Origin of the sequence: Arthrobacter sp. YAF17, assembly GCF_052113365.1 — a bacterium.
GTDB lineage: Bacteria > Actinomycetota > Actinomycetes > Actinomycetales > Micrococcaceae > Arthrobacter.
Genome location: NZ_JBFRDB010000004.1, coordinates 63,225 through 89,401, shown reverse-complemented (window position 1 = coordinate 89,401; position 26,177 = coordinate 63,225). Strand labels below are relative to the sequence as shown.

At 66.0% G+C, this 26,177-nt stretch carries 25 protein-coding genes and 1 tRNA gene; 16 read left to right on the top strand and 10 right to left on the bottom strand.

Going from position 1 to position 26,177, the window contains the following annotated elements; all coding sequences use genetic code 11:
* Positions 1-810, top strand: a complete 810-nt coding sequence (locus tag AB4Y67_RS05510; protein WP_441404779.1) for an ABC transporter ATP-binding protein — start codon at positions 1-3, stop codon at positions 808-810.
* 109 nt (positions 811-919) lie between these two features.
* A complete protein-coding gene (locus tag AB4Y67_RS05505) occupies positions 920-1,255 on the top strand; it encodes a hypothetical protein (protein WP_441404778.1) in 336 nt (111 codons plus the stop codon).
* Positions 1,256-1,276: 21 nt separating this feature from the next.
* Here AB4Y67_RS05505 and AB4Y67_RS05500 read toward each other — a convergent pair whose 3' ends face one another.
* Positions 1,277-2,029: a LysR substrate-binding domain-containing protein gene (locus tag AB4Y67_RS05500; protein WP_441404777.1), complete on the bottom strand. Its 753-nt coding sequence runs from the start codon at positions 2,027-2,029 to the stop codon at positions 1,277-1,279.
* Positions 2,030-2,119: 90 nt separating this feature from the next.
* On the opposite strand from AB4Y67_RS05500, the gene AB4Y67_RS05495 reads away from it, so the two are divergent.
* Positions 2,120-2,524 carry a DUF5997 family protein gene (locus tag AB4Y67_RS05495; RefSeq protein WP_441404776.1) on the top strand — a complete coding sequence of 135 codons (405 nt, stop codon included), beginning with the start codon at positions 2,120-2,122 and terminating at the stop codon, positions 2,522-2,524.
* A 58-nt stretch (positions 2,525-2,582) separates the two neighbouring features.
* Here AB4Y67_RS05495 and AB4Y67_RS05490 read toward each other — a convergent pair whose 3' ends face one another.
* A complete protein-coding gene (locus AB4Y67_RS05490) occupies positions 2,583-2,966 on the bottom strand; it encodes a VOC family protein (protein WP_441404775.1) in 384 nt (127 codons plus the stop codon).
* A gap of 156 nt (positions 2,967-3,122) precedes the next feature.
* On the opposite strand from AB4Y67_RS05490, the gene AB4Y67_RS05485 reads away from it, so the two are divergent.
* Positions 3,123-3,755, top strand: coding sequence for a hypothetical protein (locus AB4Y67_RS05485; RefSeq protein WP_441404774.1), 633 nt, complete (start codon positions 3,123-3,125; stop codon positions 3,753-3,755).
* 67 nt (positions 3,756-3,822) lie between these two features.
* The gene (locus tag AB4Y67_RS05480) at positions 3,823-4,461 is read left to right on the top strand and encodes an NADPH-dependent F420 reductase (RefSeq protein ID WP_441404773.1); all 639 of its coding nucleotides are present in this window, start codon (positions 3,823-3,825) and stop codon (positions 4,459-4,461) included.
* Positions 4,462-4,532: 71 nt separating this feature from the next.
* Here the strand turns inward: AB4Y67_RS05480 and AB4Y67_RS05475 are convergent, their stop codons facing one another.
* From AB4Y67_RS05475 to AB4Y67_RS05460, 4 genes are all read right to left on the bottom strand, one after another.
* On the bottom strand, positions 4,533-5,015 hold the full coding sequence (locus AB4Y67_RS05475; protein ID WP_441404772.1) for a pyridoxamine 5'-phosphate oxidase family protein: 483 nt from the start codon (positions 5,013-5,015) through the stop codon (positions 4,533-4,535).
* Positions 5,016-5,139: 124 nt separating this feature from the next.
* Complete coding sequence (locus AB4Y67_RS05470; protein WP_441404771.1) at positions 5,140-6,660, bottom strand: APC family permease; 1,521 nt, start codon at positions 6,658-6,660, stop codon at positions 5,140-5,142.
* Positions 6,657-7,571 (bottom strand): universal stress protein, encoded by a 915-nt coding sequence (locus AB4Y67_RS05465; RefSeq protein ID WP_441404770.1) that lies wholly within the window; start codon positions 7,569-7,571, stop codon positions 6,657-6,659. The genes AB4Y67_RS05470 and AB4Y67_RS05465 overlap by 4 nt, the downstream gene beginning before the upstream one ends.
* Before the next feature lie 48 nt (positions 7,572-7,619).
* Positions 7,620-9,023, bottom strand: a complete 1,404-nt coding sequence (locus tag AB4Y67_RS05460) for a flavin monoamine oxidase family protein (RefSeq protein ID WP_441404769.1) — start codon at positions 9,021-9,023, stop codon at positions 7,620-7,622.
* A 185-nt stretch (positions 9,024-9,208) separates the two neighbouring features.
* Between AB4Y67_RS05460 and AB4Y67_RS05455 the strand changes: the two genes are divergently transcribed.
* A complete protein-coding gene (locus AB4Y67_RS05455; RefSeq protein ID WP_441404768.1) occupies positions 9,209-9,898 on the top strand; it encodes a TetR/AcrR family transcriptional regulator in 690 nt (229 codons plus the stop codon).
* Between the two features lie 80 nt (positions 9,899-9,978).
* Here AB4Y67_RS05455 and AB4Y67_RS05450 read toward each other — a convergent pair.
* A tRNA-Leu gene (locus AB4Y67_RS05450) sits at positions 9,979-10,061 on the bottom strand.
* 376 nt (positions 10,062-10,437) lie between these two features.
* On the opposite strand from AB4Y67_RS05450, the gene AB4Y67_RS05445 reads away from it, so the two are divergent.
* From AB4Y67_RS05445 to pknB, 7 genes are read left to right on the top strand one after another with little or no spacing between them, the layout of a single operon-like run.
* Positions 10,438-11,184 carry an FhaA domain-containing protein gene (locus AB4Y67_RS05445; protein ID WP_441404767.1) on the top strand — a complete coding sequence of 249 codons (747 nt, stop codon included), beginning with the start codon at positions 10,438-10,440 and terminating at the stop codon, positions 11,182-11,184.
* Complete coding sequence (locus AB4Y67_RS05440) at positions 11,181-11,660, top strand: FHA domain-containing protein FhaB/FipA (protein WP_441404766.1); 480 nt, start codon at positions 11,181-11,183, stop codon at positions 11,658-11,660. Before AB4Y67_RS05445 ends, AB4Y67_RS05440 begins: the two co-directional genes overlap by 4 nt.
* A 2-nt stretch (positions 11,661-11,662) precedes the next feature.
* A complete protein-coding gene (locus AB4Y67_RS05435) occupies positions 11,663-13,381 on the top strand; it encodes a PP2C family protein-serine/threonine phosphatase (protein WP_441404765.1) in 1,719 nt (572 codons plus the stop codon).
* Entirely contained in the window at positions 13,378-14,829 is a 1,452-nt protein-coding gene (locus tag AB4Y67_RS05430) for an FtsW/RodA/SpoVE family cell cycle protein (protein ID WP_441404764.1), read from the top strand. Before AB4Y67_RS05435 ends, AB4Y67_RS05430 begins: the two co-directional genes overlap by 4 nt.
* Entirely contained in the window at positions 14,826-16,283 is a 1,458-nt protein-coding gene (locus AB4Y67_RS05425; RefSeq protein ID WP_441404763.1) for a peptidoglycan D,D-transpeptidase FtsI family protein, read from the top strand. The genes AB4Y67_RS05430 and AB4Y67_RS05425 overlap by 4 nt, the downstream gene beginning before the upstream one ends.
* Positions 16,280-18,091, top strand: a complete 1,812-nt coding sequence (locus AB4Y67_RS05420; protein WP_441404762.1) for a protein kinase domain-containing protein — start codon at positions 16,280-16,282, stop codon at positions 18,089-18,091. The genes AB4Y67_RS05425 and AB4Y67_RS05420 overlap by 4 nt, the downstream gene beginning before the upstream one ends.
* 6 nt (positions 18,092-18,097) lie before the next feature.
* Complete coding sequence (gene pknB / locus AB4Y67_RS05415) at positions 18,098-20,074, top strand: Stk1 family PASTA domain-containing Ser/Thr kinase (RefSeq protein ID WP_441404761.1); 1,977 nt, start codon at positions 18,098-18,100, stop codon at positions 20,072-20,074.
* Here pknB and AB4Y67_RS05410 read toward each other — a convergent pair.
* On the bottom strand, positions 20,071-20,712 hold the full coding sequence (locus AB4Y67_RS05410; protein ID WP_441404760.1) for an aminodeoxychorismate/anthranilate synthase component II: 642 nt from the start codon (positions 20,710-20,712) through the stop codon (positions 20,071-20,073). The two genes, pknB and AB4Y67_RS05410, sit on opposite strands and share 4 nt — an antisense overlap.
* A gap of 284 nt (positions 20,713-20,996) precedes the next feature.
* Between AB4Y67_RS05410 and AB4Y67_RS05405 the strand changes: the two genes are divergently transcribed.
* Both AB4Y67_RS05405 and AB4Y67_RS05400 read left to right on the top strand, forming a co-directional pair.
* Entirely contained in the window at positions 20,997-21,248 is a 252-nt protein-coding gene (locus tag AB4Y67_RS05405; RefSeq protein ID WP_441404759.1) for a cell division protein CrgA, read from the top strand.
* A 120-nt stretch (positions 21,249-21,368) separates the two neighbouring features.
* Entirely contained in the window at positions 21,369-21,974 is a 606-nt protein-coding gene (locus AB4Y67_RS05400; RefSeq protein WP_441404758.1) for a DNA-3-methyladenine glycosylase I, read from the top strand.
* A 1,528-nt stretch (positions 21,975-23,502) separates the two neighbouring features.
* Here the strand turns inward: AB4Y67_RS05400 and AB4Y67_RS05395 are convergent.
* A complete protein-coding gene (locus AB4Y67_RS05395) occupies positions 23,503-24,381 on the bottom strand; it encodes a rhomboid family intramembrane serine protease (protein ID WP_441404757.1) in 879 nt (292 codons plus the stop codon).
* A 9-nt stretch (positions 24,382-24,390) separates the two neighbouring features.
* Positions 24,391-24,936: a peptidylprolyl isomerase gene (locus AB4Y67_RS05390; protein ID WP_441404756.1), complete on the bottom strand. Its 546-nt coding sequence runs from the start codon at positions 24,934-24,936 to the stop codon at positions 24,391-24,393.
* 156 nt (positions 24,937-25,092) lie between these two features.
* Between AB4Y67_RS05390 and AB4Y67_RS05385 the strand changes: the two genes are divergently transcribed.
* On the top strand, positions 25,093-26,073 hold the full coding sequence (locus tag AB4Y67_RS05385) for a hypothetical protein (RefSeq protein WP_441404755.1): 981 nt from the start codon (positions 25,093-25,095) through the stop codon (positions 26,071-26,073).
* The last annotated feature ends 104 nt before the right edge of the window (positions 26,074-26,177 follow it).

Sequence of the window (26,177 nt, the reverse complement as noted above, 5' to 3'; positions counted from 1 at the left end):
ATGACCGCGACCGTTCCGGACATCCTCGCCACGGGCACATCGCCCGTAGTCGGGATCGAGAACATGAATGTCACCTTTTCCTCAAAGCGCGGAACAGTGACTGCCCTTGAAGGAATCAACCTGTCAGTCGCGCCCGGCGAATTCCTGTCGATCGCAGGGCCTTCCGGCTGCGGCAAATCAACGCTGCTGAAAGTCGTCGCAGGCCTGACCCGGGCCAGCGGCGGCACGGTGGAACTCCGCGGCCAGCAAGTGAAGGGGCCGCGGCGGGATATCGGCTACGTGTTCCAGCGTGCCGCACTCCTGGAATGGCGCAATGTGCGCGGAAACATTCTGCTCCAGGCAGAGATGCGGGGAATGGACCGGGCGAAGGCGGCCCGGCGGGCGGATGAACTCATCGAGATGACCGGCCTGGCCGGATTCGAAAATTCGATGCCACATGAATTGTCCGGCGGCATGCAACAACGCGTCTCACTGTGCCGGGCCCTGCTCCACGAGCCCGACGTGCTGCTCATGGATGAACCGTTCGGTGCCCTCGATGCGCTGACGCGGGAACGGATGAACATCGAACTTCACCGGATCTGGCGCGAAACCGGGACCACCGTGATCTTGGTGACCCACTCCGTGGCGGAAGCCGTGTTCCTTGCCAACCGGGTGGTCGTCATGAGCCCCCGCCCGGGCCGCATCCTCGAGACGATCGACGTCCCGTTCGGCAACGACCGCGACTACGGAGAAACCATGGAGAACCCGGACTTCGTCCGTATCGCAGCGCGGGTCCGTGACCTGTTGGGCGCAACCCACGCCGCTGACTGATCAGCCAGGGAGCTGTCAGCAGAGGAACCGCCGGCACCAGCCGGCGGTTCCTCTGCCCACGGGCATCCCTTGAACCCGGCACGAGCTGCGCGCTTGTTACGCTGGTCGAATGAAACTTCGCCTCGCCGCCCTTGCCGCTGCCACCCTTCTGATTGCCCTGACGGGCTGCGGCCAGGTGCAGGATGCCGCGAACAAGGCAGTCAGCGACGGCGCATCCCAGGTAGCCACGGCGGCCGGCAGTGAAGTGAAGAAGCAGGCCTGCACGCTCGTCGAGGACGGGCTGGTCAGCGTCAAGGACAAGGAACTGCTGGGCGGCCTCGTCGCCGGCGCGGAGACCGCAGGTGTTCCCGCCGAGATCACCACGCCGCTGCGCCAGATCGCCGACTCCGGCGACCAGGTTCCGGGCGACTCCGTCAAGGCCCTCCAGGACGCCTGCGCCAAGTAGCGCCAGCGATCCGGGGTTCGCTTAACGCTTGCCCTTCTTCCGGGAGCCCTTCCCGCGGCCCTTGTCCGGGTTCGGCGCGTAGCGCTGCGCCACCTTGGGTTTCTTGACGGCGGGACCGCGCCGGTCCGGCTTCGGTTCCTTCTTGGGCTTTTCCTGCTGGGAGGAGGGCTGCCGGGAGCTCGCGGCGGTGCGCCCGCGGACGATCCCGATGAACTCCTCGATCACCTCATCCGTGCTGTCACTGGGCCACGCCAGGGCGATCTGGGTCGTGGGTGCGCCGGTGAGTTTCCGCGCCACGGTGTCCTTGACGTTGAAGTGCCGTGCGACGGACATCGGCAGGATCACCAGACCGGCGCCTGTGGCCACCACCTGCACGGCCATCTCCGGTCCGCCGAGTTCAGCCACGTCCAGGAACGTCTCCTTGGACAGGTCTGCCAGGGCTACCTCTTCGAACACGGAGATCTCGTGTCCCTTGGGCGCCACCACCACGGGCTGTTCTTCGTACAGCGGGATGACGCTCAGGCCCTCGCGCTCCACCGGGAGCCGGACGAAGCTCAGGTCCGCGGACCCGTCGCGCAGGACCGTGAGCTGCGCGCCGTCGTCGGACATAAAGGAGCGCAGCGGAACATCCAGCATCCGCTCTTCCCAGCGCCGGACCCATTTGCCCGGGGTGACGCCGGCGACGTAAGCAAAACGCAGCTCCCGCACGGCTGCTTCGGCCGGTTCTGCGGCGGTTTCGTCGGGGGTCTGGGGTGCTTCTTCTGCTGCGGACACATGTTCACAGTACCGCCCGGCCCGGTGCACGGCGGGTGTCAGGGCTCAGTGCCGGTGCCCAGCCAGCCTCTGGCCGGATACCCTTGAAGCATGACCTCTGCAAACTCCCAGTCCATGAAGCCGGCCACCGTTGCCAAGAAGCTTGGCATCTACCTGCCCGCAACACCCCAGGAGTTCCAGGATTCGGTCATCACGCGCGCCGATTTCGCCGAGCTCCAGGCCAACCCGCCGGAGTGGCTGGCGGAACTGCGGCGCAACGGCCCGCACCCCCGCCCGGTAGTCGCCCAGAAGCTCAACGTCTCCATCAGCGGCCTGGCCCGCGGCGGCGTTGAGGAAGCGCTCACGACGGCGGAAATCACCGCGCTGCTGCAGGCTCCCCCGGCCTGGCTGGTCGCCGAGCGTTCCACCCACGCCGCCGTCCGCGCCGAGGCCCAGCGGGTCAAGGACGAGGCTGCGAAGAAGGACGCCAAGAAGGCACGCGCCGCGGCCGAGTAGCCGCTGCCGCCCTGCCCGGGGCACGGCCCGGCTCCCGGCCGGCGCGATCCTTGGCCGGCTAGTCCTGGTGGAGTTGGACGAAGTTCCCGCACCCGTCGTCGAACACCGCAGTGGTGCCGCCGGGACCGTCGGAGGGCTCGCCCTGGAAAATCACGCCCTTAGCCGTAAGCCGCTTGAACTCGGCCCGGACGTCGGGTACGCCCAGGACAATCGCGGGCATCCCGGCGTCGTGGCAGCCGTTCATATAGGCGGCCCCGATCGGGTTGTCGCTGGGTTCCAGCAGGAGCCCGGCTGATCCGCTGCCGGACCCGGCCGGGTCTTTCACGATGAACAGGTTGTGCTCCGGCATAGCCAGAAGGCTCTCGAAGCCCAGGATTCCGGTGTAGAACTCGAAGGCGGCGGCGGGGTCCTTGACGTGGATACTGCACATTTTCAGTCGCATGGGCCCTAGGCTACGCCGCGACGGACCCGGCTGTGAACCGAACCCACCGCACGGGGCTTCGCACAGTTCCGGGGCCATTGACGGCCCGCCTCCAATGGATTCCAATGGAATCAGCGGAACCGCGCCCGCCCGGGGCGGATCCCTGGAGGTGTTGGAATGCCGTTCTTGTTCGAGCCCGCCCCATTCCCGCTGTGGCAATTGTTTGCCCTGGCTGTCATCGTTGTGTGCGCTTCCGGAGCTTCGGTGTATCTCATCCGGAAGCATTCGGCCGATGGTAACGACGGCCTGCCGGACTCGGTGTTCTGGGATGGTTTTGCCGGACTCGCCATCGTGGCGCCGGCCGTGGTCCTTCCCGCCCTGGCAGCACCGTGGGCCGGCCTGCTGCTGGGGGTTCTTGCCGCCGCTGCCGCTGCCGCTTCCTACTTCTGGTCGCCACGGGTCTTCAGCCGGCAGGAGGCCCGGCGCGCTTCTCGGGACATCGCCGCCAGCAACGAGGCTGCCGCGGCCCGGCACCGCAGCGTCCTGGCCCGATGGCAGCGCTACGAACTGGACCCCGCGCACAGCATCGACTACCCGGCCATGAGTGACGCGCGCCAGCCGGAGACCGCCGCCTTGATCCGGGCAATGAAGGCCGCGGAGCAGCTCCGCGGCGGCTCGGACGCCGCCTATGCCCCGGCCGTCGACCGGCTGGAACAGGCCCTCGCCGACGCCGAACGGGCTGCGGGCGTCCGGCACGACACCCCGACCCGGCCCGCCGGACTTCCCACTGCGGGTCCGGCACTCGGCTGACACCGCGCACCCCAAGCGCTGAGCTCCACGCCCCTGTATTTCACAGTCAGCCCCGGAAGGAAGCCCCATGACAGACATCACCATCATCGGCAGCGGCAACATGGCCCGGGCGATCGGAACCCGGGCCGTGGCAGCCGGACGCTCGCTCCAGATCCTCAGCCGGTCCCCGGAACACGCTGCCGAACTCGCGGCCGGGCTGGGCGCTGACACCGCCTCCGGAGGACTCGGCGATATCCCGGAAGGGGACATCGTGGTGCTGGCCCTGTACTTCGGACCGGCCAAGGAAGTCGCGACGCACTACGGCGACACCCTCAGCGGCAAGACCGTCGTGGAGATCAGCAACCCGACTGACCCGGAGACCTTCGATTCCCTCATCGTCGAACCGGGTTCCTCGGCCGCCGAGGAAATCGCCGCGCTGCTTCCGGGCGCAGCAGTGGTCAAGGCCTTCAACACCACATTCGCCGCCCCGCTGACAGCCGGCGTCACGGGCGGGATGCCATTGGATGTCTTCATCGCCTCGGACTCCGAGGACGCAGCCAACACGGTCGCGTCGTTCGCTGCAGCCGCCGGTCTCCGGCCGCTGCGGGTGGGCGGGTTGAGGCATGCGCGGGAGCTGGAGGGATTCCAGCTCCTTGTGATGGCCCTGCAGGCCAACCCCGCGTACGCGGATTTCAACTGGACGACCGGGCTGAAGATCATCGACTAGGCCGACGCAGGGATGCCCCCGGGTCGGGCGGATAAGTGCCCGGCGGATAGGGACCCGCCGGGGTGCGGCACTTAGAGCTCGACCGTGCCACTTTCGCCGACGCTCATCCGGCTGTTCGTGACCTTGGACTTGACCCACTGCAGCACGGTCGCGGCGGTTCCTCCCGGGCTGGTCCAGTATTCGGCGGAATCCGAATCGACGTGCAGCAGCACCACCTCGGGGGTGTCGGGGCCGTCCGGGAACCAGGCCTCCACCGTCTGGTTCCACAGCTCATGGATCTTCTGGCGGTCGGCGACGACCTGAGCCGTCCCAGCCACCGACACCCACTCCGTCCGCTTCCCGAAGGACACGTTGACGCGCGGGTTTGCTTGGACATGGGCCACCTGCGAGGTGGTGGCGGAGGTGAAGAACCACATATCGCCGTCGTCCAGCACCTTTTGGACGGCCAGCGGCCGGCTGACCAGCGCGCCTTCTTCGTTGACGGTGGTGAACATCCCGATCCTTGAATCGTTGATGATGTCCGTGACTTTGCTGATGTTCTCTGCGTTCGACATGCTGCCACCTCGTTCTGGTTCCGAACGGGGGAAGGTCCCCCTCCCGTCAGCCTATTGGTAAGTTTGCTTACTTTCCAATGGCGGGCGGTAGGAGGACCTTCCGGTGCAGGGCGGCGGGAGCCGACTAACCCCTTGCCAGAACCTTGCCCTTGAAGAACTCCGGGCGGATCTTGTACATGACCAGCATGAGCACCACGCCGAGCAAGATCACTCCCATGCCCAGGACGAACACGAGGCCAATCCCGCCGACGGAGGATCCGGACCCGTAGGCCGGGTCCATGGAGTCATAGGCGGTCTTGAAGAACATCACCAGCAGGATGACGCCGCCCAGGAGCGGGGAGAGGAACTTGAAGAAGAACGCCCGCGCCCCGCTGAAGGCCTCGGCCCGGAAGAACCAGACGCAGGCCAGGGCGGTGACGCCGTAGTAGAAGCAGATCATCATGCCGAGAGCGGTGATGGTGTCCCACAAAGCGTTCTCGGAGGTGGTCCGGGTGATGACGTAGAACGCGGCGGCGGCGATGGCAGCGGCGATGGTGGCGTAGCTCGGGGACTTGAACGTAGGGCTGATCTTGCCGAACTGGGCCGGCAGCGCCTTGTAGTGCCCCATCGACAGCAGCGTCCGGGCCGGTGAGACGAAGGTCGACTGCAGGGACGCGGCCGAGCTGCTCAGGATGGACAAGGACATCAGGATGGCGAAGGGGCCCATGACCGGCCCGGCGAGGACGGCAAAGATGCTGCCCTGGTTTTCCGGGTTTCCGGCCCCCAGGCCTTCCTGGCCGATGCCGGCGTACGCCAGCGTGGCCAGTGCGACGGTCATGTAGATGACCACGATGACCAGCACGGTGACGGTAGCCGCACGGCCCGGGGTCTTCTCCGGGTTGCGGGTTTCCTCGTTCATGGTCAGGGTGACGTCCCAGCCCCAGTAGATGAAGATCGAGAGGGAGACGCCCGCGGCAAAGGCCGAGAAGGACTGGACGGCGAACGGGTTGAACCACTCGGGCGTGATCGCCGTGGCATCGAAGGCCGTGCCGTTGGCGACGTGGCTGAATGCGGCGACAGCGAACCAGCCGAGCACCAGAAGCTGGAACGCGACCAGCACATACTGCACACCCTTCGTGGTTTCCATGCCGCGGTAGGAGATCCAGCAGGCCAACGCGATGAACACCAGCGTGGTGGCGATGTTCAGCGGCAGGTTCAGCGTCAGGTCCGCCAGTTCGGGGTTGCCGAACAGCTGGGCCAGCATGAGGTAGAAGAAGTCCACGGCCACTGCCGCCAGGTTGGAGAGCACAATGATCGTCGCTGCGATCAGTCCCCAGCCGCCCATCCAGCCGATCCAGGGGCCGAAGGCGCGTGATGCCCAGGTGAAGGAGGTTCCGGCGTCGGGCATGGCGTTGTTCAGTTCCCGGTAGCCGAAGGCAACCAGCAGCATCGGAATGAAGCCCACCAGGAAGATGGCCGGCAGCTGGACGCCGACTTCGGCGACGGTGGGGCCCAGGGCCGCGGTCAGCGTATAGGCGGGAGCAATACAGGACACACCGATGACGACGGCGCCGATCAGGCCTACCGATCCGGCTTTGAGGCCCTTGGCGCTCAGTCCTGCGTGGGTGTCGTGCGAGGCTTTGGCCGTCACGTGTTCAGTGCTCATTGGTGTGCCTCTCCGGACGTGTCATTCGACGTTGAGTGGTTCTGGTGCTTGAGTTCGTAGCCGCTGGGAACCACGAGCATCGGCACCGGGAGGGCGCGCAGGATCCGGTTCGCGGTGCTGCCCAGGAAGATGGAGCGGGCCTGGGCGAGGCGGCTGGAGCCGATCACCAGGACTTCGCCGTCTTCCCAGTCGAGGTCGTCCACGGACTCTTCGATGCTCCGGCCATGTGCGACGGCGACGTCCGTCTTTGCCGCCAACTGGACGCCGGACGGGTCGACCGGCGCGGCTGCGGCGAGGGCCTTCTCCGCATACTCGCGGGCGGCCTCGGCCGCATCGGTTACGTTGCCGCCGTCGAGCGCGAGCAGGGACACCACCCGCAACGGGACCTTCCGGTACGCCGCCATGCCGATCGCGAAATCGAGCAGCTTCTCGGCCCCTGCCCTGGTTCCCAAGCCGCAGCTGATCCGGGTCAGGGCCTCCGTGCGGTGGTAGCCGTGGGGAGCCAGTGCCACAGGCACGGTGGACGCGTGGAGCAGCGCGCTGGCCACCGAACCGATGGTGAACCGCTTGAACAGCCCGTTGCTGGTTGCCCCGATGACCAGGACGTCCGCCCCTAGTTCCTCGGCCGCCTCGATCAGCGCGTGCGAGTCGGAGTCGCCGCTGCGGATATGCGCCTTCGCGGGGACGTCGGCCGGAACGAGTTTGAGGGCCTCGTCGAGCCATTCACGTGCCTGCTCGTTCAGGACGGTCTCGAAACCGGCTTTGGGTGCGTGCGCCGCGCCGAACTGCTGCACTTCAGGGACCACCAATACGAGGTCCAGGCTGGCACCGCGGCCGCGCGCCAGGGCCACGGCCAGATTGACGGCATCATGGCCTCTGGCATTGGCTGAATACCCCACTACGTAACGCATCTGGCCGGTCCTTTCTGAACTTTAGGTGGATTGTCTGGAAGCGCCGGGCTAGTTGGACGCCACGGAAGTACGGTCGGCCGCTGCGACGATCCGGGCCGCTGTGTGGCGACCCATCCGGACCGCGCCGTCAACGTGCTGGTAGCCCTCGGCAGCGAGGTCGGAGCAGGACCAGTAGATGGGGCCGACCGGCGCGTGCTGGTCCTTGCCGTAGCGGTGCAGGCCGCCGAGATCGTAGCTGGCGGCATAGGCGCCACGGGTCCATTCCTCCGACCCCCAGTCGGATTCGTAGTAGACCTCCGGTTCGAGGGCCTTGTCCCCCAGGAACCCGGCAATCGATTCGAGGATGGCCCGGCGGCGGTCCTCGGCGCTGAGTTCGAACATGGCATCGGCCTTTTCATCCGACACGAAGCCGACCAGCGTCCCGCGCTCGTCCTCGTGGTTGGTGTTGTCGTAAACCTCCTGGACGAGGGCGCCGGCACCGAAGCAGGTTCCGGAGAGGCCGTCCTCGCGCCAGAACGGGCTGCTGTAGACGGCGTGGACCTTGATGACCAGGCCGAGTGACTGGTGCTGGTGCATCTGGTGCTGGCGGCGCGGCAGCGGCGGGTTGAAGGAGACCCGGGAGTAGAGGTTCGGCGGCACGGCCATGATCACGAAGCGTGCGTTCACCGTGGCGCGTTCCGACACGGCGGTCACGGTGTGGCCCCCCGCGTTGTCCCCTGGCGCGGCCGCGCGCCAGTTGATGGTGCGCACCGGGCTGTCCAGCACGACGTCGTCTCCCAGTTCTTCGGCGATCAGCAGGGAGACCTGCTGCATGCCGCCGATGACCCGCTTGTCGAGGATGAAGTCCTCGTCGGTGAGGTGTGAGAACGATCCGGCGGAGGCTGCCATCAGCACTGCCTGCAGGGCGGAAAAGGCGTGGGCGGGCTTGGTCAGCATCCCGCCGGCGATGAAGAGGCCGATGTTGTTGCAGGCCTCCTCGTCCGGGGAGTTCTCGCGCAGCCAGTGGTGGAAGGAAATGGTGTCCAGTTCGCGGGCCTTGGGGTGCGCCCACGGCTCCGCGGGGCCGATCTCGGCGGCGAGGGAATCCAGCAGGGCGGTGAGCTTGTCCATTTCCGCTGCGGTGGTTTCGCCGACCGGGAAGGAGTCGCCCGTGTACAGGGTGCGCTTGCCGTCGGCGCCGACATAGACGGATTCGCCGTCGCGGTAGCGGGAGTAGGTCTTCAGGCCGAGTTCGTCGAGGAGCGCCAGCAGCTCGGTCTGGTCCGGGGAGACCCACTGGCCGCCGATTTCCAGCATGGCGCCGTCGATCGTGTCGGTCCAGGTGCGGCCGCCGACGCGGTCGCGGGCCTCCAGGACGGCGACGCTCAGGCCGGCCTTCTTCAGTTCGCGGGCAGCGGTCAGCCCGGAGGGGCCTGCTCCGACGATGACGACGTCGCGGTCAAGTTCCAGCATGATGTCCTCTCTGCGTCCGCGAAAGTGATGCGGACCACTAAATGAATGCCGTTCATTTAGAATTGACTATAGACCCTTCGGATGCATCAGGGAAGACCCCCTGCGCAAGAAAATTTCGCCGTAAAAGTGCCCGTAAAGTAGGGGCAGAATGGGACCACCCCAGCGACGCCAGAAAGGGCAGAGCAATGCCGGCATCAACCAGCGCCCCTGCAGATCCGCACCGGCACGACGCGAAGCCGCGCCGCAGGGTGGGCCGGCCGCCCGCCGCCGTTCTCGACCAGGACGGCATTACTTCGGCGACGCTGCAGCTCATCGGAAAGAGCGGTTATGACGGGTTCACCATGGCGGCCCTGGCGCGGACGCTGAACGTGGCGCCGTCGGCCCTGTACAACCATGTCTCGTCCAAGCGGGACGTCCTGGTCCTGGTCCAGGACCACCTGACGTCCTTCGTGGATGTGTCCGCGTTCGACGCCGAACCGTGGGACCAGGCGGTGCGCAGCTGGGCCTGGAGCTACCGCGACGTTTTTTCCAAGCACACGCCGCTGATCCCGGTCATCGCCGTGCTGCCGGTGACCGATGCGCCGAAGACGCTGGCCATGTACGAGGCTGTCAGCGCCGGATTCAGCCGGGCCGGCTTCCCCCAGGAGCGCATCATTTCGGCGATCGTGGCCCTGGAGTCCTTCATCTTCGGCTCGGCCTACGACGTCACCGCTCCGGCGGACATCTTCGACTCCGGAAGCATGGCGGAATCGACGCCGAACTTCACGGCCGCCGTGGCGCGCCTGGGCGACCAGGGGTACGAAAACCAGGCCGACGTTGCCTTTGAACTCGGTCTGGAGGCGCTCATTACCGGATTCGGGGCCCTGCGCGGGTAAGCCGGCGGCCATGCCCGGCCAGCTCGGCGGCCCGGTGTTAAATGAAAGAACCCCGGTCCGAAGACCGGGGTTCTAATGCGTGCGCGAGGGGGGATTTGAACCCCCACGCCCTTTCGGACACTGGCACCTGAAGCCAGCGCGTCTGCCGTTCCGCCACTCGCGCGCAACTTCTTCCACTCAATTATTGGCCCGGAATCCGGACCGTCAACCTCGTAAAAGCAGCGAGATCAAGCATAACGGACAACCGCGGGAAAACACCAATCGGCCCCCGGAGGGGCAGTAAAGGGTGGGCGGGCGGACCCCGCCCAGACCGGATGAAGGCCTGCCCGGACCGGCGGAGCGCAGCGCCGTCAGCGCATGTCAGGGCCGGTCCGACGTAATTTTCCGGCACGGAGTGGCGACGCTCATTAAGGCCATTCCCAGACTCGCCCAGTAGTATCTGATGTAGGAGTGCCCGTTACCAGCGGGCTCCCGCAGATGTGGGAAACCGAGTTCCGGAACGAATGCTGCCCTGCAGCCGTCACGAAAGGAGAAGGACCATGGGATTGCTGGACAAAGTCGAGCGCGGCATCGAAAAGGCCGTCCGCGGAGTCTTCTCCACCGGTTCTCGTGCCCAGGTTGAGCCTGTCGAGATCGCGAGCCACCTCCGCCGCGAGGTGGACAACAAGGCCATCACTATCGCCGCGGGACGCACCTTGGCACCCAACGTCTTCGACGTCCTCCTCAGCGAGGACGATTTCCAGCGGGCCCAGGAATGGGGCACCCCGCTGGCCGAGGAACTGTGCGACGTCGTCATCAACCACGTGCGCAGCCAGGGCTACACTCTCCAGGGTCCCGTCCGGATCAGCTTCCGCCGCGATGAGGAACGCCGCGCCGGAGATTTCGAGATCAAGTCGCGAACCGAAAAGTCCTCCTCCCCGTCCGCACCGGCCCAGCCGGCACACGGCGGGATGCCTGCCGCGCCGACGCGCCAGCCCTCACGGATGCAGCCGGTGTTGGACATCGACGGCCAGCGCTATTCGCTGAACGCGCCCTCGATCGTCCTCGGCCGCTCCTCCGACGCAGACATCCTCATTGACGACACCGGCGTTTCCCGCCGCCATCTGGAAATCCGGACGGGGCCGGGCACTGCGCAGGCCGTCGACCTGGGTTCCACGAACGGCAGCTACGTCAACGGCCACAAGATCGTGGGGTCCTCGGAACTCACCGACGGCTCCACGATCACAATGGGACGGACCAAGATTATCTACCGCCTTTTGCCCGCCAGCCCAGGCGGCCGCCAGTGAGCGAACTGACAATCACCGCCCTGCGCTTCGGTTTCCTCCTGCTCCTGTGGGTCCTGATCTTCAGCATTGTTGCCGCCATGCGACGCGACCTCATGGTCGGCCGCAAGGCAGCAGCGGGCGCCCCCACGGCGCGGCAGGTCCGCAAGAACCCCGCGCTGGCCGAACCGGCCGCCCCCGTTAGGCAGCAGCCGCGCCAGCTGGTGGTGACCGAAGGTCCCCTCAAGGGCACCACGATCCCGCTGGCAGCCAGCCCCATCCTGCTCGGCCGCGCCCAGGAAGCCACCCTCGTGTTGGAGGATGACTACGCCTCGGGACGCCACGCCCGCCTGTTCCCGCAGGGCAGCCGCTGGTTCATCGAGGATCTTGGCTCCACCAACGGCACCTACCTGGCCGATCAGCAGCTCACCAGGGCACTGCCCGTTGAGCTCGGTGTCCCCGTGAGAATCGGCAAGACGGTCATCGAATTGAGGCCGTAGCCATGGCTGCCCCGGATCTTCCCGCGGACAGGGCCGAAGGCAAACCAACTGCCCCGTCGCGGCCGCTCATCATGCGTTACGCCGCGCGTTCCGACGTCGGCCGTGTGCGTGCGAAAAACGACGACTCCGCGTATGTCGGCCGCCACCTCGCCGTCGTTGCCGACGGCATGGGCGGACACGCCGGCGGCGATGTCGCCTCGGCCGCCACGGTGCTCGACATGATCCATCTCGACAACGACGACTACGACGGCGACGCCGGCACCGTCCTGGCCGACGAGATCCAGACCGCCAATTCGCTGCTCTCCGAGCTCGTGCACATCAATCCCAAGCTGGCGGGCATGGGCACCACCGTCACGGCCCTCCTCCTGGCCGAAGGCAAGCTGCACTTCGCCCACATTGGCGACTCCCGCGCGTACCGCCTGCGGAACGGCGAATTCGAACAGGTAAGCGTGGACCACACGTTCGTCCAGCGCCTCATCGACGAAGGCCGGCTCCGGCCCGAAGAGGCGGAAACACATCCGCACAAGAACGTCCTGATGCGCGTCCTCGGCGACGTCGACGCAAGCCCGGAACTGGACCTGGATACCCTCGACGTCGAAGCGGGTGAGCGCTGGCTGCTCTGTTCCGACGGCCTGAACTACGTGGCCGGCCACGTCGTGGAGCGCACCGTCCGGGAGACCAGGAACCTGCGCGAATGCGTCGAACTGCTGGTTGATCTCACCCTCGAGGCCGGCGCCCCGGACAACGTCACCGTTGTGATGCTGGAAATCGCCGAACAGACGATCGACGACGTCCGCACCGCCGCCGTCGAAATTGTCCCCGCCACGCCGGTCTCCACCGTGACCGCGACGGTGTCCGGGGACGCCCCGCGGCGGACCGGAAGCACCTTTGGGGCAGCGAAGACTGTTGAAGCACCGCTCAAGACCTCCGAAGGCGGCGAAGCAACAGCCACTGTCCCGCGCACAGCACCGGACGCTCCAACCGAGGCCGGCCCGGCGGGAGAAAATCCGAATGGCGGTGCCGCCGGCAAGGGCGAACCGGCGACTTCCACTGATCCGCACCTGGGTGAGCACCTGTCCGCCGAAGTGCTCCGCGAGGAACTGTCCGGCCGCCCCCACGAACTCGTGGGCGCCGCTGCGTCTGCCGCGGAGTCCGGTTCCATCCCCACCATCGCGGGACGGACCATGGCGCGCCGGGCAGCCACCGTCCTGACCCACAAGTCGGAGCAGGCGAAGGAAGAGGCTGAGGAGTACAGCCCGGCCGGCCGGCCCCGCCGCTGGGTGACGGTCTCCATTGCCGCCGCCATCGTGGCACTACTGACGGTGGGTCTGTGGCTCGGCTATGCGTGGACCCAGACGCGGTACTACATCGGGGAGCACAACCAGCACGTGGCCATCTTCAACGGGGTCTCCCAGCGCCTGGGACCCATCCAGCTTTCAACCCTCGAAGCGGAGACCGAAATCCGGATGTCAGATCTCCCCGAATTCTCCCAGCAGCGGGTGCGCCAGACCGTCCCGGCCCGCGACCTCTATGACGCCCAGCGGATCGTCAAGAACCTCGAGCGCACCGGCACCACCGCCCCGGCGGACGAGTGCATCACTCCCTCCCCGACCCCCGCCACGCCCGCCGCGACAGCGAGCCCGGGTGCCACGGCGAGCCCCGGCACGGCCGGCACTTCCACACCTTCACCCTCTGCTCCGTTCTGCGGGGTGGGCCAGTGACCCCCATCGACCCCACTCCCAAGCCGCGGCGCAATATCGAGCTGCTCCTGCTGGTGCTGGCCCTCGCCGTCGGCATCGGCGCCAACGCCCTGGTGGGCGTCGACAAGCAGAAGGCCTTCGATACCGATTTCTGGTTCCAGTCGAGCCTGCTGGCCGCGGCCGCCCTGGCGTTCCACCTGGTGCTGCGCCTGCGCGCAAAATATGCCGACCCGGTAATACTTCCACTGGTGGTGGCCCTCAACGGCCTCGGGCTGGCGATGATCCACCGGTTGGACCGGGTCGGGGAAGACACGGGCAACAACCAGCTGCGTTGGACCCTGGTGGCGATGGCTGTCTCGATCGCCGTCATATGGTTCCTCAAGGACCACCGCGTCCTCCGTCGTTTCACCTATATTTCCCTTGCCGTCAGTGCGGTCCTGCTGATCCTGCCGCTGGTACCCGGAATTTCGGCCGGTGAAATCCTGGGGGCGCGGGTCTGGATCAAGTTCGGATCCATGACCTTCCAGCCCGGTGAAATAGCCAAGATCACGCTCGCTATATTCTTCGCCGGGTATCTTTCCTCCAACCGGGATCTCATCCTGCTGGCCGGCCGGAAAGTCGGACCCATCCAATTCCCGCGGTTCAAGGACATGGGCCCGATGCTCGCCGCCTGGCTGGTGAGCATCGGCGTCCTGATCTTCCAGCGCGACCTGGGTTCCTCGATCCTGTTCTTCGGCCTTTTCCTGGTGATGATCTACGTCGCAACGAGCCGCATCAGCTGGGTGATCATCGGCGTCGGCCTCATCGCTGTCGGCGGATTCGTCGCCTCCCGCGTCTTCTCCCATGTCGCGCTCCGGATTGACGGCTGGATCAACGCATTCACCGACGAGGTCTACGGACGGGAGTTCGGCGGCAGCCTGCAGATCGTCGAAGGACTGTTCGGCATGGCAAACGGCGGACTGGTGGGCACCGGCCTCGGCCAAGGACGCCCCAATCTGGTGCCCTTCGCCAACAGCGACATGATCATTGCCTCCTTTGGTGAGGAACTGGGCCTGATTGGTCTCTTCGCGATCGTCCTGATGTACCTGTTGCTCTTCACCCGGGGCTTCCGCGCGGCACTCGGCACCCGGGACGCGTTCGGGAAGCTCCTGGCCACCGGGCTCTCCTTCGCCATAGCCCTGCAGTGCTTCGTCGTGATCGGCGGCGTCACCCGGCTTATTCCACTCACCGGCCTCACCACCCCGTTCCTGGCCGCGGGCGGTTCATCGCTGCTGGCCAACTGGATCATCGTCGGTCTGCTGCTGATGATCTCGCACTCGGCGCGCGGCCCGGTGGATACCACCCCGCTGGCCCCCGGCGAAGAACCCGACGCACAGAAAGCCACTCCTGCCATGCCTTCGAAGCCGGCCGCCCTTCCCGGCGGCGGACGGAACAGTCCGGACGCTCCCACCGAGGCGGTGAAGCTGTGAACCAAGCCATCCGCAATGCCTGGATAGCCTCAATCGCCATGTTCGTGCTGATCTTCGGCGCCCTCAGCTACGTCCAAGTGATCGGCGCCGACGCCCTCGAGGCCAACGCCTGGAACAAGCGCACGCTCCTGCAGAACTACTGCAACGACCGCGGCGCTATCATCGTTGGCGGCACCCCCGTGGCCGAGTCCGTGCCAGCGTCGGAGAGCTGCAAATTCCAGCGCACCTACACGCAGCCCGAGCCTTACGCCGGGATCACCGGCTACTTCTCCAGGAGCTTCGGCGTGACCGGGCTGGAGAGCACAATGAACAAGGAGCTTGCGGGCAGCTCGGACCAGCAGTTCCTGGACCGTGCGGGCCAGCTCTTCCTGGGCAACCAGCCCAAGGGCGCCTCGGTGGAACTCACCCTCGACCCCAAAATCCAGCAGCTCGCCTTCGACCTCATCCCGGACGGCCAGCGCGGATCAATCGTGGTGACTAACCCGAAGACCGGCGCGATCATCGCCATGGTGTCCAAGCCTTCCTACGATCCCAACCTGATCGCCACCCAGGACCCGGTGGCTGAGGCCGCCAACTTCGCGGAGCTGAACAAGATTCCCGGGATCAACCTGAACCAGAACGTCAGCGGACCCACCGGGGAACTGCTGGCCCCGGGGTCAGTCTTCAAGCTCATCGACACATCCGCGGCGCTGAAATCCGGAAAGTACAACAAGGACAGCATCCTGCCCAACCCGGCGGAGATGACCTTCCCGGGAATCCAGTACACGCTGCCCAACTACGCCGGCGGCAACTGCTACACCCGCGACACCGCGACTTTTGCCTTCGCCCTGCAGCAATCCTGCAATACCCCGTTTGCCAGCATCGCCCTGGACCTGGGACAGCAGGCAATAGCGGACGAGGCCGAGAAGTTCGGCTTCGGGGAGGACTGGGGTAAGGACCTGAAGCTGGACTCCGCGGCGAGTTTCTTCCCGACCGAAAAACTGGATGACGCCAGCCTCGCCCAGTCGTCGATCGGCCAGCGGGACGTCCGGGCCACCCCGCTGCAGATCAACCAGATGACCGCTGCGATCGCCAACAACGGTGTGCAGATGCAGCCGAACCTGATCAAGGCTGTGCGTTCCCCGGACCTGCGGCCGATCAGCGAGCCCAAACCCCGGGCCCTGCGGACCTCCACCACGCCTGACATTGCCCGGCAGATCAACGAGTGGATGGTCAGCGTTGTCGACGACGGCATCGCCAGCAAGGCGGCGGTGCCCGGCGTCAAGGTGGCCGGCAAGACCGGTACCGCGGAACTCGGCAACGGCCTGAACAACTCATGGTTTACCGGGTTTGCCCCGGCGAATGACCCGCAAGTGGCTGTCACCATCGTCATTGAAGGCGTAGACATCACCACCGGCGCAAAGCTAACCAGTCCGAATGCGAAGAAGATTTTTGAGGCGGTGTTGAATAAGTGAGGCCTTCATCAGGAATCACCCTCGGCGGCAGGTTTCAGCTGACCACCCGTATTGCAATCGGCGGCATGGGAGAAGTCTGGAAAGCCAAAGACCTGATCCTTGGCCGCATCGTCGCCATCAAGGTGCTCAAAGAGGAGTACACGGGCGACCCCGGTTTCCTCCAGCGGTTCCGGGCAGAGGCACGCCACACTGCGCTCCTGAACCACGTGGGCATCGCCAACGTCTTTGACTACGGCGAGGAAGAGGGCTCCGCCTACCTCGTCATGGAGTTGGTTCCGGGCCAGCCGCTGAGCAGCATCATCGAGCACGAACAGGTGCTCTCCCCGGACCGGACCCTGTCCATGATCGCCCAGACGGCGCGCGCGCTGTCGGTGGCACACGCCCAGGGCCTGGTCCACCGCGATATCAAGCCGGGCAACCTGCTGATCACGCCGGACGGCCGCGTCAAGGTCACGGACTTCGGCATCGCCCGCCTCGCGGACCAGGTCCCGCTCACCCAGACCGGGCAGGTGATGGGCACTGCCCAGTACCTCGCTCCCGAACAGGCCACCGGCCAGCTCGCCACCGGCGCCTCGGACATCTACGCCCTCGGCGTGATCGGCTATGAGTGCCTCACCGGGCACCGCCCGTTCTCCGGCGAGTCCCAGATCGCCATCGCGCTGGCCCAGGTCAACGACGCGCCGCCGCCTCTGCCGGAGACCCTGCCCAAGCCGGTCCGGGCCCTGCTGATGTCCATGCTGGCCAAGGATCCCAAGAACCGCCCGGCCGACGCCCTCAAACTCTCCGAGGCCGCCGAAGCCATCCGCAACGGCGACATCGCCGCAGCGCACGCCGCCGTTCCGGGCATGCTGCTCTTCGAGCAGACAACGGGTCCCATCACCGCGCCAGTGGACCTGCCCACGGCCGCGACCGGTGTCATTGGCGCGGCAGACCGTACGACGTCGGCCACGTCGGCTTTGCCTGTTGTGGGGGCCGCCGGCGCGGGCGCCGCGGCAGGGCTGGCTGCCGGAGCGGCCGCGGCCAGTGCTTATGGCGCCCGCAACACGCTCTCGCGCGCCGATGCCCTCGCCGCGGAACGCACGTGGGTCCAGGAGGAGGACGACGACTACGACGAGCCCGTCGATGAGCCGGAACGCCGCGGCCGCAGCCCCTGGACCTGGCCCCTGATCGCCCTGATCCTGCTGGTGCTGTTCTCGCTGGTGGGCGTCGTGCTCACCCAGGCCGGAATCCTGTTCCCGGAGACACCGGCGAGCAGTGCGGCCACCACCAGCGCGCCGACAACCACCAAGGCCTCGCCCACGTCTACGAGCGCCAGCCCCACCAGCAGCTCCGCGACCCCGACCCAGTCCACCCCGGCGGCCATCAACCTGGTCCCGGAAAGCTACTTGGGCCGGCCTTACAACGATGTCCGCAGCGAACTGATCGGCCTTGGCCTGGGCGTCACCGGAGCAGAAGTCTTCGACGCTTCCGCGCCCGGAACGGTTACCAACATCGACCCGGCCGGCCGGGTCCAGCCCGGCACGACTATTACCGTGTCGTACTCCAAGGGCCCGGAATTAGTGACGGTCCCGTCAATACAGTCCGGCGCAAGCGAAGCCGCCGTCCAGCAGGCCATCGAGGGTGCCGGTCTCCGCTGGGCCAAGGGCGAGCCTGTCGACCCCACCAACAAGAAAGAAAAGGCCGGCACCTTCGTCAGCTCCGAGCCCGCGTCCGGCAGCAAGGTGCCTGCCGGTTCCCTCGTGACCTACCACCTGGCCAAAGCCGCCGCAGCTGCTTCAACCACCACCCCGAGCCCCACGGGAACGTAGGCCACCATGTCCAATTCACCCCGCACCCCATCACACCGGGAGGACCGCGGCCCCGTGAACACGCAGCGCGTCCTCAGTGGGCGTTATGAGCTGGGTGAGCTGATCGGCCGCGGCGGCATGGCCGATGTCTTCCGAGGCGTCGACACCCGCCTGGGACGCACCGTTGCGGTCAAGCTGCTGCGTCCGGACCTGGCCAGGGACCCCCAGTTCCAGGCCAGGTTCAAGCGCGAGGCGCAGTCGGTGGCCGCCCTGAACCATCCCTCGATCGTTGCCATCTATGACACCGGCGACCATGCCGTGCCCGGTGACCACGAGGACACGGTCCGGGTGCCGTACATCGTCATGGAGTTCGTCTCCGGGAAGACGATCCGGGACCTGATCAGGGCCAAGGACGTCAGCATCGACCAGGCGATCGACTTCACCCTGGGCGTCCTCGCTGCCCTGGATTACAGCCACAAGGCCGGGATCGTCCACCGCGACATCAAGCCGGCCAATGTGATGTTCTGCCCGGATTCCAACAGCGTGAAAGTCATGGACTTCGGGATTGCCCGCGCCATGGCTGACTCTGCGGCGACCATGACGCAGACCCAGGCCGTGGTGGGGACCGCCCAGTACCTCTCACCGGAACAGGCGCGCGGGGAGACCGTGGACGCCCGGAGCGATCTGTACTCCGCCGGATGTTTGCTGTACGAGATGCTGGCCGGCCGGCCGCCGTTCATCGGCGACAGCCCTGTTTCCGTGGCCTACCAGCACGTGCGCGAAATCCCCGAACTTGCCAGCAGCTTGAATCCGGACGTCTCAGAGGCGCTGGACAGCGTGCTGATGAAGGCTTTGCAGAAAAACCGTGCGGACCGATTCCAGGACGCCGCTGCATTCCGCCGGGCCCTCCGGGCGGCGCGGAGCGGAGTCGGAGTGGTCCCTCCGGCTGCGAGCGAAGCTGCCACCGATCCCCAGAACACCATCCCGACTCCGGACAGCACACCGACAGCCGCTTTCTCGGTCACCGGCGCCAAGTTCCTTGATGAGACCCCCACCGGCAGGCTCCGGCCGCCGCTGGATTCATCGGCTGATGACGACGACGCCCTGGCGGCCGAAGGTGTCGCCTATGACGCGGCGGATACCGGCAGCCTGCCTTTGGTCCTGCCCCCGGAGCGCGAACACACGCCGGGACAGAAGTCCCGCCGTCGGACATGGATAACGACACTGGTGATCCTCACGGTCCTCGTGCTGGCAGGCGGCGGCCTGTGGCTTTACAACATGATGAACCAGGCTCCGCCGCCCGTGGCAAAGGTCCTGGTGCCCTCGGTGACGTCACTGACCGAGAGCGAAGCCCTCCAGAAGCTCTACAACGCGGGGCTCAAACCCCAGCTCAGCCGGATGCAGCACGAGACCATCGCCAAGGGCATCGCCGTCGGCACTGTGCCGGCAACGGGGGCCTCACTGGACCCGAATTCGGACATCACCCTCAATATCTCCGAGGGGCCCAGCGTCATCACCATCCCCGCGGACCTTCCCGGGCGGACGGAGGCTGCCGCCCGCGATGTGTTGCGCCAGAAGGGTCTTGCCGGAGCACCTGGCACCACCATGGCCAACAGTGCCACGGTCCCGGCCGGAATCGTGATCACCACAAACCCGGCGCCGGGGCAGAACGTTGCGGCGGGAAGCCCGGTGGAAATCATCGTGTCCACCGGGAAGGTGGCGGTCCCTCAGCTCGTCGGCCTCCCCGTCGCCGAGGCTGAGGCCGCGCTGAAGGCCCTGGGCCTTGGCATGAATGTCACTGAAGTCGAAAACTCCCAGGTGGAACCGGGCAAGGTCACCGGGCAAACTGACGCCGCGGAGGCCCTGGTCGAACAGGGCAAGACGGTCGGCGTCACCGTCGCGAAGGCCCCCGCGCCGCCGCCGAGTCCCACGCCGACTCCGACCCCGACGTCGAGCAAGGGCGCAAAGGAAGGCGGATCGCTCCTGGGCGGGTTCTCCCGCTAGTGCTTAATGAGCGGGCTTAGCGCCGCGGCCCGCTGCGCCGCACCGGCCATGCCGAGGGATTCGAGCCAGTTGCCGAGCATCTGATAGCCGCCTTCGGTGAGCACGGACTCCGGGTGGAACTGCACCCCGCAGAGGGGCGCGGTGCGGTGCTGGAGCCCCATGACCACTCCGGTGGCCGTCTCCGCGGTGATCTCCAGGACCTCCGGGATGCTCTCCCGGACGGCGGCGAGGGAATGGTAGCGGGTCGCCGTGAAGGGCGAAGGCAGCCCGGTAAACACACTGTCGCCGTGATGCTCCACGAGGGACGTCTTGCCATGCATCAGCTCGGGCGCATGCGTCACGGTTCCCCCGTAGGCCTCCGCCAGCGCCTGGTGGCCGAGGCAGACGCCCAGCATCGGCTTGTTATGGCTGCCGCACCACTTGATCAGCTCGATGCAGACTCCTGCGCCGGCGGGGTTTCCGGGACCCGGGGAGATGAGGACGCCGTCGCGCGCTTCCGCGAGCTCGATCGCCTCGGCCAGGGTGACGTCGTCGTTGCGGACCACGGTGGTCTCCGCGCCGAGTTCCTGGAGATAACCCACCAGGGTGTAGACAAAGCTGTCGTAGTTGTCGACGACGAGGATCTTGGTTGTGCTCATGGATGCCTTGCTGAACCAATCGTTGAATCGCTGAACTGGGTGAATTGTGCCATCCAGGGAAAAGGAACTGAACCATCAACACCCGGAATCATTCCTGCAGCTGCAGCACGTGGCTTCTCCTCCCGGACGTTCGCGGCGGACACCACTGTGGCCTGAACTCCAGCTAGAATTGGCTCCGAATAAGAACTCATACATGACCAAGAGCGCGCTGACCGCCGGTGTATTCCTTCTTGCAGGATATCAAGCCACGGTCCCGCTCCTGTTCCAGCCGCCCAGGAGGACCCGTGCCCGAGTCAAAGCGCCGTAAGAGGACCAGCGACGCAACGCCGCAGACCTCCGCCCAGGCCTATAAGCCCAACCCCGTCTGGTTCAAGCCGGTGATGTTCGGCCTGATGATCATTGGCCTCCTGTGGATCATCACTTTCTACATCAGCGAAGGCACCCTTCCGGTAGCAGCCTGGGGATCCGGGAACATCATCGCCGGCTTTGGCATCGCCATCATCGGCTTCCTAATGACCACCCGCTGGCGTTCCTAGGGCCCGCCGCAACCCTCGAAAGACCGGTACACCCTGTGTACCGGTCTTTCGCGTTAACGGGATGTCGGACCGGGGACCGATAATGCTGGAACGGAGGACAACGCGAGGGAAGGAAACCGGATGGCAGCGGCAGTAATCGGCTCAGTGATCGGCGACGACGGCCTGGCCCGGCCACCGTGGGCGGCCGTGGATCCGCTGCTGCGCGAGTACTACGACACCGAGTGGGGGCTTCCGGTACGCGACGAGCAGGGCCTGTACGAGCGCATCAGCCTCGAGGCCTTCCAGGCCGGACTCTCCTGGGCCACAATTCTCCGGAAAAGGCCCGCGTTCCGGGCTGCCTTCCATGACTTCCATCCCGAGACCGTGGCCGCGTTCACCGAAGCCGATGTTGAGCGTCTCCTCCTGGACGCCGGGATCGTTCGCAACCGGCTCAAAATCAGGGCCGCCATCACGAACGCCCAGGCCACGATTGCGCTGAGGGACGACGGCGGACTGGTTGACTTCGTTTGGGCCTTCCAGCCCGATTCCACTCCTGAGCCGACCTCCCACGAGGAGATCCCCACTACGTCGGCAGAGTCGGTCGCCCTGTCCAAGGCGCTGCGGAAGCGGGGTTTCGCGTTTGTCGGCCCCACAACGATGTATGCCCTGATGGAAGCGATCGGCATGATCGATACTCATCTGCTGGACAGCCACCGCCGCGGAGCCTCAGGAATCTGGCCCCGCTGACGGCGTCCGCTGTGCACAACTCCGCGGGGAGTTATCCACACTGTTGATAACTCCCTTGGGCTCCCACCGGGCTTGCCACCATCCCCGTGCCCTGTGGCCCTCAGAAGCACGCTCCACCCGGCCATCCCGGCTGAATTACATGCGTGTGAGTTATTAACAGTGTGGATTGACTGTGGATAAGTGAACTCATTGGCCCTGTTCTGGCCCCCGGAGCTGAAATCCGAGGCCGCAGCACGCAATTGCGGGGTCCCTCTCGTTCCGCCGGGCGCCGCGGCCGGGTTATCCACTTAACAACACCCCAGTACCCACAAGTTATCCACATCTGGGGATAAGTGCACGATCCGAGCCTTGATTCCGCAGCCCTGGCGCCCCGTGGCGGGAAATCTCCTCGGATAACATCGAGGACGACGTTATTAACACTGTGAATAACCCTGTTGAAATCAGATTTGAACAGGCCGTCGGTGTCGCTGTAGAGCGCTCAGCCTCGCTGCTGTGAGCGTCCCCGCCCGCTTAGAACTGTCATTTCCCCGCGTTTCCGGCAGGGTTGTCCACTTAACCACAGGACCACCCACAGGAGTTATCCACAATTGTGGAAATTCTCGAGACCTTCGGTGCAAAATCGCCAGTTGTGGCCCTCAGATCCGGCACTCCGGTGTGAACTACAGCGTTGTAAGTTACCAACAGTGTGGATAACCCCTGTGGACAACTTCACCGGGCCCGTGCCCGGCAACCGCTTTGGGGCGGGGAGGGCCGCAATTACTGCAACGCAAAAGAGCGCGCCGCGCAGGACGAGCTGTGGATAAGGGGAAAATGCTGTGGGAAACCCTTGCACCGCGACGCTCCAGGTCGCGCCTGGGTCTGTTTAGAGGGCCATTGGGAGAAGGCTCCGTGAAGCCGCGACGCTCCTGCCCAGTTACTTCCTGCTCCACGCCGGCGCACCCGCGGAATCCCGCCGTTAGAGGACGGTGGACCCGGCTTAAACACGGAGTAACTGGGCTGGAGCGTCTCCATCGGGTGCCGCTTCGGTCCTGGCAAATAAGAGGAGCCCCGCTCGGGCGGTGGCCCGCAGGAGAGCAGCTCGGCATGAAGGCCGGCCCCGGCGCTGGCTCGCAGGAGGGCACCTCGGCACCGCAGAYGGGCCCCGGCGTGACGCTCCTGCCCAGTTACTTCCTGCTCCCCGCCGGCGCACCCGCGGAAACCCGCGGTTTCAGGATGCGGAGACGTAGTCAGGCACGGGGTACCTGGGCTGGAGCGTCTCCTTCGCGTGCTGCGTCAGTCATCGGCGGAAGGAAAACGGAGCCAACCGGGGTCAGCTGCCGTCCGGGAAGCGGGGCAGGTTGGGCAAGCTGGCCACCCGGGGCCGCCCCGGAAGCGGGGCMGGTTGGGCAAGCTGGCCACCCGGGGCCGCCCCGGAAGCGGGGCCGGTTGGGCAAGCTGGCCACCCGGGCCACCCCGGAAGCGCGGCCGGGCCAACTGGCCGTCCCGGAAGCGCCCCGGGTCAGCTGCCCCGGAAGCGGGGACGGGTGGGCTAGCTGGCCACCCGGAGGGCGGAGACGGCAATCAGCAGGGCGAGCACCAGAACGAGGCCGCCGGCCTGTAGCAGACCCTGCCGCGGGCCGCGGGGCGTATACGCAATGACGGCGGCACACAGGGCACCCGTGACAGCACCACCAAGGTGGGCTTGCCAGGCAATCGACGGGACAATGAAGCCGATGGCGCCGTTGATGAGGATCAGCACCCAGAGTTGCTTGGTCTCGCCACCGCGGCGTCGCTGGACCACCAGCATGGCGCCGAACAGGCCGAAGATGGCGCCGGAAGCTCCCACAACGCCACTCAGCGGCTGGCCCGGAACATAGCCCGGAGTCAGCAGGAGGTAGCCCACGGATCCACCAAAAGCGGACAACAGGTAGACGGCCAGGAAGCGGATCCGACCCAGAAGGGGTTCGAGTGCCTGACCGAATATCCACAGCATGTACATGTTGAGCACGATATGGAGGATGAACCCCTGGGAATGGAGGAATGCGGACGTCACCATCCGCCAGGGTTCAAAGACCCCGTACTCCGGGGAGGCGTAGACCGTGGCGAACGCCAGGTTCCGGTAGATCCCGTCGTTCGGGACCAGCCACTGGAGGACAAATACCAGGGCACAGAGCCCAATGATGAAGTAGGTGACCAAGGGTTTTCCGGTGGTCACGGTGCCGCCGTAGACGGTCTTGATGTCCGGCGTCGTGCGTTTTGTCTCGTTGACGCAGTCAACACATTGGAATCCGACGGCGGCCGCCCGCTGGCAGTCGGGGCACGCAGGGCGCCCGCAACGCTGGCAGCGCACGTAGGCGGGCCGGTCCGGGTGCCGCGGGCACACCGGGATCTGCGCGGACGGCTCTGCCGCCGGAATTCCGTAGCTCATGCGCTTGGCTTAGAGCTTTTCTACATCAATGCTGTTGATGGTGACGTCCTCGACCGGGCGGTCACCCATACCGGTGCGGACACCCTCGATGGAATCGACAACCTTCTTGGATTCCTCGTCCGCCACCTCACCGAAGATGCTGTGCTTGCCCTGCAGCCAGCCGGTGGGGATGGTCGTGATGAAGAACTGCGAGCCGTTGGTGCCGCGGCCCATCTGGATGCCGGCGTTCGCCATGGCCAGCTTGTAGGGCTCGTTGAAGGTCAGTTCCGGGTGGATTTCGTCGTCGAACTTGTAGCCCGGTCCGCCGACGCCGCGGCCCAGGGGGTCGCCGGCCTGGATCATGAAGTCCTTGATGATGCGGTGGAAGATGGTGCCGTCATACAGGGGCGTACCGGTCTTGTCCTCGCCGGACTCCGGGTGGGTCCAGGCCTTCTCGCCCGTGGCCAGTCCGGTGAAATTCTCGACCGTCTTGGGGGCGTGGTTGCCGAAGAGGTTGACGACAATGTCGCCCATGCTCGTGTGGATGGTTGCTTTTGCGGTTGCGATGGCAGTCATAGGCCCCATTCTTCCACGGCGCGCCCCTACGCACATGGCCCCTCCGCCAGTTCCGCGCTGGGTGAAATCCCCCTAAAATCAGCCCCGAAGAATAGCCGGTGAGGTCTGGGACACGTAGGCTAACTCCAGAACCGTCACATTAATCGGGAGGTAGTTGTGAAGAAAACGGATCGTATTGCCCGGGAGCTTGAGAATTCCGTCAGCACCGGAGTAGAGAACGCCAAAGACTGGGCAACCCCCCGGGTTGAGGCAGCAGTCAGCTGGGCCGTTCCGCGTCTGCAGCAGGGCCTGGATACCGCTTCTCCCAAGATCCAGGAAGGCCTCAAGTCCGCGGCCTACAACCTTGCCGACGGCGTCGCGACGGTAACTCCGCGTCTCCAGGACAGCCTGGCGCACCTCGCCCCGAAAATCAGCGACGCCGTTGAGGGAGCCACCCCGCGCCTGCATGAGGCCGTGGACAAGGCCACCCCGGTCATCGCCAACGCGCGGGACCGGGTCGTCGTCGAATACCTGCCGAGGCTTTCCACCCAGCTCGGCCAGGCGTCCGACGCCGTGCACCGTACGCTCGAGAGTGCTCCGGCCCACGTCGACGCGGTTGCGCAGAGGCTCAGTGACGCTGGAATCATCCACGCCGTCCAGGAGCAGGCAAAGACCGCCGGAGGGCACGTAAAGGTAGCTGCGAGGAAGGCCGGCAAGGCCGTCAATATAGAGGTAGCCAAACCGCAGAAGTCCAAGCACCGCGGGTGGCTGATCTTCGGCATCATCGCCGCGGCCGCGGCCGCCGCTGCTGCTGCGTGGAAGGCTTCCAAACCGGTCGAGGATCCCTGGAAGACACCGGCTCCGGTGACGCCCGCCCCGGTGCCGGCCACCACCGTCAACGATGTCAAGGATTCCGTACAGGCGACTGCCGCCAAGGCTGGCGCGGCCGCAGTTGCCGGCGCCGACGCTGCTGCGGACGCCTCGGCTGATGTCGCCGAGTCCGCCGGGGACGCCGACGACAAGGCTAAGCACGCAGCCAAGGACGCTGCCGAGGACATCAAAGACGCTTCCGCCAAGGTTGCTACCGACGCGAAGACCGCAGTCCGCAACATCGCTGCGAGCCTTAACAACGGGTCGGACAAAAACACCGGCGCCTAAGCAGCTTGCACCCACGGCTTCAGTGAGCCATTGAGGGAGGGATTCCGCCACAGGCGGGATCCCTCCCTTTTCTTGTGCGCGATGTTTACCAGTTCGTAGCCGGT